Raw genomic sequence first — 2,350 nt, forward strand, 5'->3', positions numbered from 1 at the left:
CTGATTGAATTTTAATCCAAATTAATGTAATATAGAAATATATGTTAAAATTTGAATTATATCTTATTAATACATAAAATACCCTGTAATGCTAACAGGCTAATATCAGACATTACAGGGAACAACGAAATGCTAACAACCTAATGCAAGCAATGTAATTATAGTATATTAATGTAAATTTGTCCACTATATTGAATATGATTACATAATGTACAAACTTTATATTTAGTTTTTAGCATCTCTGTAAAGATAGAGGGGAAAAGATTAAATGTTTAATAATGAGATTATGCCACCATATGAAAAAATAAGAAAGTACAGAGTTATAACCGGAGCAACTCAAGATGAAATCGCAGACGGTGTTTGTACAAAAATTTGGCTAAGTAAAATTGAAAATAATAAGAAAAAGCTAAAGTTTAACTTAGCTACTGGAATTGCTGAAAATTTTAATAAAATTATAAATGAAAAAGGATTAAGTGTACCATTAATCACGCCCGATGAATTAATGGAAGATGAAGATGATCAAGCAAATCATATTTTCGCTAATATTGTCAGTGAATTAAAAGAAATTAGAATAATAGATACATTTGAACAAAAGTTTTGTGAAGCGGAAGATCTAATCGAAAAGTATAACATTACAGATAATAATAAAATAGAGTTGTATAAATTAGCTACTGATTTTTACTATTATAAAAATAGATATTCCAAAAGTGATTATTTATGTGACATTGGATTAAAAATTAGCGTTAATTCTCAAAATAGCTTTGAAGAAGTAACTTTTTTTATATATAAATCTAGAAATAATATATTTTTAGATTTATATATTAAAGCATTACAACAATTAGATTACGCAGAAAAATTAAATGATGATATAGTAAATGATGAGCTTTCTATAATGATATTGTATTACAAGGCACTTGCATATAAAAAGCTAGGTGAGTATGATAGTGCCTTAGAATGTTTTAAAGTACTAAAGAAATTTGAAATCAAAAATTGGAATATGTTACTAAAAAAGAAAATCAACCATGCAAATTGTTTGAATGATTATCATAAGTTTGAAGATGCTGAAAAAGTATACAAGGAAGCTCTAAGTATTGCTATGAAATATGATAATAACGATTATATAGCCATGACTTACAGGAATTTATCTGAATTATACACTAATAAAAAAAATTACAAGTCTGCTACAATGTATATCAAAGAATGTTTATCATGTAACCCAAATTATGAAGACCGTGGAGAGTACTTATATTTTGCATCAAAAGTGCTTCAACATTCAAATGAAGATGTTAAATATTATCTTTTACAAGCATTGGAAGTATGTGAGAAAAATGATAATGAGAATGGATCTTTAATTGAACAAGTGATTTATGAATTGGTACTTATTTATATCCAAAAAGAAGATAAACAGAATTTATTGCTAATAGCAGATAAAGCAAAAGAATTAAATATAGATTATTCTTTAATCTATTCAGAAATTGGGGCATATTATAGAGGTAGAAATGACGAAAAAAGTATATATTTCTATGAGAAATCAAGAGAAAGAATGAAACAGATTAAAGGAATTTAAAAAAAATATTTTTTTATCGCAAATTACATTAATATATTACAATGTTAAACTAAGGTTTTGTCACTTAGTTTAAGTTTTGAAGGAGGTGAAATCTATGAAAAAAATTGTACTAGCAGTTCTTGCAACATCAATGTTATTAACAAATATTGCGTTTGCTTCAACTAAAACTACATATACTAATAACGCTAAGAACAAAACAGTATCTAGTGTAACAGAAAACAATGTATATCACTTAGAGACTCACGATGCACATTAATAACAATATAAACAATGAAATATATGGAAAAAGTTTAACTGAATTCAAGTGATTTGGTTAAACTTTTTTAAATTTGTAAAAAATTAAGTATATCTATATAATTGACCTCATAGCAAGCATTTAAAGAAAATAAGGAGAAATATACGCGGAAAAATGAGGGAATTAAAATTGAAAAATGATGAAGCTTTTTCTAAGCTTAACCAAGCCATGGAAAAAGCTAGAGCAAATCTATATAAATCAATTGAAATATATGGACGAAGTTCTAATGAGGTGATAACTGCCAGTAAAAACCTGGATCTATATATAAACATGAGTATGAAAAGAGAATTTTGATAATAATTAATAATATTTTATATAAAGGCGGAGCTTGGGGTGGTAATTAAAGAATCAATCGAAATATATAGAGAAAATTCTTCAATTGAAAGTTTTAAAAAAGAAATAGAACTAATAAAAAGTGCTGGATATAATATATCTGAAGAAAACGACGATTATGTATGTTTATCTCAATCTGTTACTATAGGATACAC

The 2,350-nt window shown here is 25.7% G+C and carries 3 protein-coding genes; all 3 read left to right on the forward strand.

Going from position 1 to position 2,350, the window contains the following annotated elements:
- Window positions 1–268 precede the first annotated feature (268 nt).
- Complete coding sequence (locus H9661_RS19290; RefSeq protein ID WP_191770440.1) at window positions 269–1,567, forward strand: tetratricopeptide repeat protein; 1,299 nt, start codon at window positions 269–271, stop codon at window positions 1,565–1,567.
- Between the two features lie 94 nt (window positions 1,568–1,661).
- The gene (locus H9661_RS19295) at window positions 1,662–1,823 is read left to right on the forward strand and encodes a hypothetical protein (RefSeq protein ID WP_191770442.1); all 162 of its coding nucleotides are present in this window, start codon (window positions 1,662–1,664) and stop codon (window positions 1,821–1,823) included.
- A 153-nt stretch (window positions 1,824–1,976) separates the two neighbouring features.
- Window positions 1,977–2,156 carry an aspartyl-phosphate phosphatase Spo0E family protein gene (locus H9661_RS19300; protein WP_143318583.1) on the forward strand — a complete coding sequence of 60 codons (180 nt, stop codon included), beginning with the start codon at window positions 1,977–1,979 and terminating at the stop codon, window positions 2,154–2,156.
- Window positions 2,157–2,350: the final 194 nt, after the last annotated feature.

The organism is Clostridium cibarium, assembly GCF_014836335.1.
In the GTDB taxonomy this organism is placed as follows: Bacteria; Bacillota; Clostridia; order Clostridiales; family Clostridiaceae; genus Clostridium; species Clostridium cibarium.